6 protein-coding genes and 3 pseudogenes are annotated in these 5,976 nt (G+C 69.4%); 7 read left to right on the top strand and 2 right to left on the bottom strand.

Annotation, left to right across the window (positions count from 1 at the left end; genetic code table 11):
• Positions 1 to 751 precede the first annotated feature (751 nt).
• The 6 genes and pseudogenes from AB0442_RS41620 to AB0442_RS41595 form a co-directional block, all read left to right on the top strand.
• Positions 752 to 1,030 (top strand): annotated as a pseudogene (locus AB0442_RS41620) (transposase); the annotation flags it as partial.
• 56 nt (positions 1,031 to 1,086) lie between these two features.
• On the top strand, positions 1,087 to 1,581 hold the full coding sequence (locus AB0442_RS41615) for a winged helix-turn-helix domain-containing protein (protein ID WP_366168725.1): 495 nt from the start codon (positions 1,087 to 1,089) through the stop codon (positions 1,579 to 1,581).
• Positions 1,578 to 1,886, top strand: coding sequence for a transposase (locus AB0442_RS41610; RefSeq protein WP_366168724.1), 309 nt, complete (start codon positions 1,578 to 1,580; stop codon positions 1,884 to 1,886). The genes AB0442_RS41615 and AB0442_RS41610 overlap by 4 nt, the downstream gene beginning before the upstream one ends.
• A 12-nt stretch (positions 1,887 to 1,898) precedes the next feature.
• Positions 1,899 to 2,006, top strand: a complete 108-nt coding sequence (locus tag AB0442_RS41605; protein ID WP_366168727.1) for a hypothetical protein — start codon at positions 1,899 to 1,901, stop codon at positions 2,004 to 2,006.
• Between the two features lie 172 nt (positions 2,007 to 2,178).
• A pseudogene (locus tag AB0442_RS41600) lies at positions 2,179 to 3,161 on the top strand (IS256 family transposase); the annotation flags it as partial.
• Positions 3,162 to 3,201: 40 nt separating this feature from the next.
• A complete protein-coding gene (locus AB0442_RS41595; protein ID WP_366168723.1) occupies positions 3,202 to 3,882 on the top strand; it encodes a maleylpyruvate isomerase family mycothiol-dependent enzyme in 681 nt (226 codons plus the stop codon).
• A 108-nt stretch (positions 3,883 to 3,990) separates the two neighbouring features.
• Here AB0442_RS41595 and AB0442_RS41590 read toward each other — a convergent pair whose 3' ends face one another.
• Entirely contained in the window at positions 3,991 to 4,299 is a 309-nt protein-coding gene (locus AB0442_RS41590; protein ID WP_366168722.1) for a hypothetical protein, read from the bottom strand.
• A 158-nt stretch (positions 4,300 to 4,457) separates the two neighbouring features.
• Here AB0442_RS41590 and AB0442_RS41585 point away from each other — a divergent pair.
• Positions 4,458 to 5,650, top strand: a pseudogene (locus AB0442_RS41585) (IS256 family transposase).
• A gap of 170 nt (positions 5,651 to 5,820) precedes the next feature.
• On the opposite strand, the gene AB0442_RS41580 reads toward AB0442_RS41585, so the two are convergent.
• A partial coding sequence (locus AB0442_RS41580) for a zinc ribbon domain-containing protein (RefSeq protein WP_366168726.1) occupies positions 5,821 to 5,976 on the bottom strand: 156 nt, incomplete at its 5' end.

Genomic DNA, 5,976 nt, shown 5'->3' with positions numbered 1-5,976 from the left:
GACCTGGCGGCCGTCCGGCACGTCTTCGCGCACCGGCCGCTCACCCAGGCCGTGGTGGACGCCCTCAATCCGGAGGCCGACCTGGAGGACCTGCAAGAGGATCTGGCGGAGATCGGCTACCCGGGGTGACGGGAACGGGGGGACAGGGTGCGGCGTGAGCCGACTCCGGAACGGCCGGCGCACCTGGCGGGCGGGGCGGACCGGAGGGCGGACACCGCGCTGTCCCGGATGCACCTGGCGGGTCGGGCCGTCCTGCTGACGGATGGGACGATGTTGGTCACGGGCCGATCGGGGAGGCCGTGGTGGCGATCCCCCCGGTCGAGAACCCTGTGTCCATCGGGTATCTCCGGATCATGATGCGGTCGGATCCGACGACCTCCGCCGTCGTCGACCACCTGGTGGCCCTGCGTCTGGCGCGCCGCTACCCGGAGGGGGCGGCTGCAGCCCGGCCGCGCTGCTATTCCTCGTCCTCCCGCTGCTCGCCATCGCCTCCGCCGCCTGCACCACGGCCGCGGCCGGGGGCTTCCTCCTCGACGGCGCGGGTGTCCGGCCGCTGCTGGCGGGCCTGGTCGTGACCGCCGTCCTGCCGGTGCTGGGACGGGCGAGCCCTGCGGGCCGTCTCCTGGCGAGCAATGCTCGGAACCTGTGGATCACCGCGGGAGGGGACGCGGAGGGCGTGCCTTCCCGCGGTGATCCTGTGATGGTCACCGAGTAGGCCCGCGTTCGCAGCGCGGGTCGGGAAGGCACCCCCGTGCTCAGCGTAGTCACCGACGACGGCTCCACCCAGTCCGGCTCCTTGATCGACGAGATCGCCCGTGAGGGCGCCCGCCGCATGCTGGCCGCCGCCCTGGAAGCGGAGGTCAACCAGTACATAGCCGAGCTGGCGGCCGAGACCAACGAGAAGGGGCGGCGGCTGGTGGTCCGCAACGGCCACCACCGGCCGCGCACCGTGGTTACCGCGGCCGGACCAGTGGAGGTCAGGGCCCCGCGGGTGAACGACCGCCGGGTCGACGAAGCGACCGGTGAGCGCAACTGATCTTGTCGGTTCGGGGTGGTGGCTGTCCGGTGTGGGTGTAGGCCGGAGGTATGAGGTATCCCGATGGTGGTGGCCTGACCGCGCGGGAGCGGGCCCGGCGGGAGCTGGTGCGCCTGGAGGCCGCCGGCATGTTCGAGGAGGGGATCACGCCCCCGCTGGTGGCCGAGCGGTTGCGGGTCTCGCGGAAGTCGGCCTATGCCTGGCATGCGCGCTGGGCGGCGGGCGGCACCGGTGCGCTGGCGTCCAGGGGGCCGAGCGGGCGGCCGTCCCGGATGAGACCCGAGTGGCGGGCCTGGCTGGCGGAGGCGCTGGAGCAGGGGCCGGCCGCGCACGGCTGGGTGGAGGACCAGCGCTGGACCCTGGCGAGGGTGGCGACGGTGATCGCGCGCCGCTTTCACGTGCGGTTCAGCATCAAGCAGACCGCGCGGATCCTGCACGAGATGGGCTTCAGCGTGCAGGTGCCGCAGCACCGGGCCCTCAAGCGGGACGAGCAGGCGGTGGCGACCTGGGTGAAGGAGACCTGGCCGCGGGTGGAAAGACGGTGAGGCACCAGGGCGCGTGGCTGTGCTTCGAGGACGAGGCCGGACAGGGCCTGCGCCCGCCGAAGGCGCGGACCTGGTCCCGTCGCGGACACACCCCGGTGGTGGACGTGACGGGCAGCGGCTCGGGGCGGATCTCGCTGGCCTCGATGATCTGTGTCCGGCCCGGAGAGCGCGCCCGTCTGATCTTTCGGATGCTGGTCCATCACCACCGCAAGGGCGAGAAGGAGGGCTTCGAAGAACTGGATCTGGCTCGGCTGCTGGACGCGGCCCACCATCAGCTTGGCGGCCGTGACATCGTGCTGATCTAGGACAACGCCACGATCCACAAGGACACCGCGATGCGCAATCTCCTCGCCGCGTGGCCGTGGCTGACGGCCTACCGGCTCCCGCCGTACTGCCCGCAGCTGAACCCCGACGAGGGCGTCTAGGTACACCTGAAGAGGTCCCTGGGCAACCTCGCCGCCGGCACCACCGACCAACTTGCCACCCAGGTCCGTACCCGGCTGAAGAAGATGCAGTACCGCCCCGACCTCCTCGACGGCTTCATCGCCGAGACCAGACTGACCCTCACACCACCATGACGTCACCCCGAACCGACAAGATCAGAAGCGGTTCTCCTCGAAGATCCTCGCGCCGTGGTGCCGCAGGTCGCCGAAGGTCTCCGAGGTGCTGCCCCTGCTCTACTTGCACGGCCTGTCCTCCGGCGACTTCGTGCCGGCATTGGAGCAGTTCCTCGGCGGCACGGCCGGCCTGTCACCGGCCACCGTGCCCCGGCTGACCAGGCAGTGGAGCGACGACCACGCCGCCTTCCAGGCCCGCGACCTGTCGGATCGTGACTTCGTCTACGTGTGGGCCAACGGCGTGTACCCCAAGGTCCGTCTTGGCCAAGCGCACTCCTGCGTCCTGGTGCTGCTCGGCGTGCGCCTGGACGGTACCAAGGGGCTGATCGCGCTGGCGGAGGGGCTGCGGGAGTCCACGGAATCGTGGGCTGACCTGCTGCGCGACTGCCGCCGGCGCAGCATGCGCGACCCCGAATTGGTCGTCGGCGACGGCGCGATGGGACTGTGGAAGGCACTGCGGAGGTCTTCCCGGCCGCCCGGCACCAGAGGTGCTGGGTCCACAAGGCCCGAAACGTCACCAACTGCCTGCCGAAGTCCGCTCAGCCGGGCGCGACGAAGGCGATGCAGGAGATCTACAACGCGGAGGACCGCGCGCACGCGGAGAAGGCGATCGAGGCGTTCGCCAGGACCTACGGTGCCAAGTTCCCGAAGGCGGTCGCGAAGATCACCGAGGACCGCGAGGAACTGCTCGCGTTCTACGACTTCCCGGCCGAGCACTGGATCCACCTGCGGACCACCAATCCCATCGAGTCCACGTTCTCCACGGTCAAGCTCCGCACCAAGGTCACCCGCGGCGCCGGAAGCCCGGCTGCCGCGCTCGCGATGGTGTTCAAGCTCGTCGAGTCCGCTCAGGACCGCTGGCGGGCGATCACCGGCGCCCACCTGGTCTCCCTCGTCCGCGCCGGCGCCCGCTTCGAGAACGGCGTCCTGATCGAACGCCCGGAAACCTCGGCCGCGGCCTGACCACAGACCGCCAGTGGGGCCCGCTGCTAACCTGGCGATCATGGACCTCACCCGGGTGTTGGACACGTTCGAGACAGAGGCCGAAGTGCTCGGCAGGGAACTTGCGGGCTCGCCCGAAGCCGCGTGGGACCGCCCGACACGGTGTGCACCGTGGTCCGTCCGGGAACTGCTGGGCCACCTCTGCGTCGTCCTGGACTGGGTCCCCGGCATGATCGACGGCCGGGCTCCCGAAGTCCCGGAGGTCTCCGCGGCCGAGTACTACAGGCCGGACCGCCGCTTCAGCACCGCGACCAACACGGCCCGAATCGAGCTGGGACGAGACCGGGCCGCCCGTCACCGCTCGGGCGCCGACCTCGTCGCCGACTTCGCCCGAACCTGGCGGAACGCGCAGGAGCTGTGCCGGAAGGAGCCGGAGCGCCGGGTGGTGCGGACACGGCACGGCGACGCGATGCTGCTGGCCGACTTCATGCTGACGCGCGTCTTCGAAGTCGCCGTGCACGGGATCGACTTGGCCGACGCACTCGGGCGTGAGGCATGGCTGACGCCGTCGGCCGCCGATCTGCTGCTGGAATTCCTCGCCGGACCGGACACGAGCGGGGCGACCGAGCTGGGATGGGGCCATGCCCGCTTTCTCCGCAAGATCACCGGACGAGAGCCGCTGGAGCCCGAGGAGACCTCCCGGATCGTCCGCATGGGCGTCACCTGGCTCGCACTGGGATGAGACCCCGTGGCCATAGCCGCATGAGCTCCGGCAGCCCACCAGCGTCCGTCCTCCCCCGTCCACAGATTTTGACAATTCCTCAGTCAAGCAAGATCCGGTGCGCAAGAGTCAATGAAGTTCGCACTCCCATGGCTCGATGTCCGGCTCGCCCGGCGGCAGCTCCCCGGTGCAGTACTTGTAGAGCCACGTTGCAGCTCTGCGCTCAGCGTGCTTCTCGTTGACCGGCTCTCCCAGCTCGTCCAGTTCAAGGACGTTGGCAAAGATGGCGAAGCAGGTCTCCGCCTGAGACGGCGAGTCACGGAGCTCTTCCCAGTAGTCCACCCCTTCGAGCATTGGGTAGCCCACAGTGCCCCGGGCGAGCCAGCCCGCGAAGCGCCGGATGGCTCCTGAAGTACCGCGACTGAGGTGTGAAGGCATGCCAAGAATCTAGCCACAGCTGACCGAGCCCACATCGCCGACCTCGGAGCAATACTCGGAACCTGTGGATCGCTGGGGAGGACGTACCTTCCCTGGTCATCGACCGATAGGCCACCGAGCAAGGCCAACGTGGGCGCGTCGGTCGGGAAGGCACGTCCGTGCTCACTGCAGTCAACACCGACGGCACCACCACCGGCGGAACATCGCTGCTGGACGAGATCGTCCGGGAATGCGCCCGGCGGATGCTGGCCACCGCGCCGGAGGCCGAGGTCAACGCCCTACATAGCTGAGTTGGCCGACCGGCGGGAAGAGAGCGGCCGCCGGCTGGTGGTGCGCAACGGCCACCACAAGCCGCGGAAGGTCACCGCCGCAGCCGGATCGGTCGAGGTGCGAGCCCCGCGGGTCAACGACAAGCGGGTCGGCGAGACCACCGGGGAACGCCAACGGTTCTCCTCGGCGATCATGGCGCCCTGGTGCCGCAGGTCACCGAAGATTGCCGAGGTGCTGCCACTGCTCTACCTGCACGGCCTGTCCACCGGCGACTTCGTGCCCGCCCTGCAGCAGTTCCTCGGCTCCAGCACGGGGCTGCCCGCAGCCACCATCACTCGGCTCCCTCAGCAGCGGCAAGCCGACCACGCCGCCTTCCAGGACCGCGACCTGTACGGCACCGACTACGTCTACGTCTGGGTCGACGGCATCAAGGAACTGGTCGCGATGGCCGACGGCTACCGCGAATCCTCGGAATCCTGGGCCTGCCTGCTGCGGGACTGCGCCCGCCGCGGCATGCGCGCCCCGGTGCTCGCGGTCGGCGACGGCGCGCTCGGCTTCTGGAAAGCCCTGCGCGAGGTCTTACCCGACACCCGCGAGCAGAGATGCTGAGTCCACAAGACACAAGACCGCCAATGTTCTGGACGCCCTGCCGAAGTCGGCCCAGCCGACGGCGAAGAAGACCCTGCAGGACATCTACAACGCCGAGGACCGCGAACATGTCGAACAGGCGATCAAGACCTTCGCCAGGCTTTACGGCGCGGAGTTCCCCAAGGCCGTCAAGAAGATCACCGACGACCCCGGACACGCTACTGACCTTCTACGACTTCCCGGCCGAGCACTGGATCACCTGCGGACCACCAACCCCATCGAGTCGACCTTTGCCACCGTCCGGCTCCGTACCAGGGTTACCAAGGGCGCAGGCTCCCGCGTCGCGGCCCTTGCCATGGTCTTCAAACTCGTCGAATCCGCCCAAGCCCGCCGACGCTCGATCGACGGCGCCCACCTCGTCCCCCTGATCTGCGCCGGAACCCGCTTCGAACATGGTCAGCTGGTCGAGCGGACCGCTCCCGCTGCTGCCTGACCGAGCTCGACTATAGACCGGCCGTTCCCTCAAGCCGCGGGCGGCCAAGCAATCAGCCTCGGATTTGCAGGGGTCGGATTCCTGTCCAGGCACCGCAACGTGAGCTGCCTGCGACGCAGTCGAGGCTCCCAACCGTGACTCCTCCCCCGGCTGAAGCCGGGGGCTTCTCGCTAACCCTTCCGGGCGTTGCGACGGACCAGCCCGGCCCGTAGAACGTTGATGGCTCCCACGGTGTCGGCGTGCGCCTGGTGGCCGCAGCCGACGCAGCGGAAGGTTGCCTGATCGGGCCGGTTCTCCTTCGAGGCGTGCCCGCATTCGGGGCAGGT

The sequence above is a fragment of the Kitasatospora sp. NPDC085895 genome, from assembly GCF_040702125.1.
GTDB classification, from domain to species: domain Bacteria; phylum Actinomycetota; class Actinomycetes; order Streptomycetales; family Streptomycetaceae; genus Kitasatospora; species Kitasatospora arboriphila.
This window is presented reverse-complemented; position numbering and strand designations above follow the sequence as displayed.

Excerpts from the sequence above, each read along its gene's own strand:
- AB0442_RS41590 (WP_366168722.1), bottom strand. The coding sequence starts at position 4,299 with ATGCCTTCACACCTCAGTCGCGGTACTTCAGGAGCCATCCGGCGCTTC.
- AB0442_RS41595 (WP_366168723.1), top strand. The coding sequence starts at position 3,202 with ATGGACCTCACCCGGGTGTTGGACACGTTCGAGACAGAGGCCGAAGTG.
- AB0442_RS41615 (WP_366168725.1), top strand. The coding sequence starts at position 1,087 with ATGAGGTATCCCGATGGTGGTGGCCTGACCGCGCGGGAGCGGGCCCGG.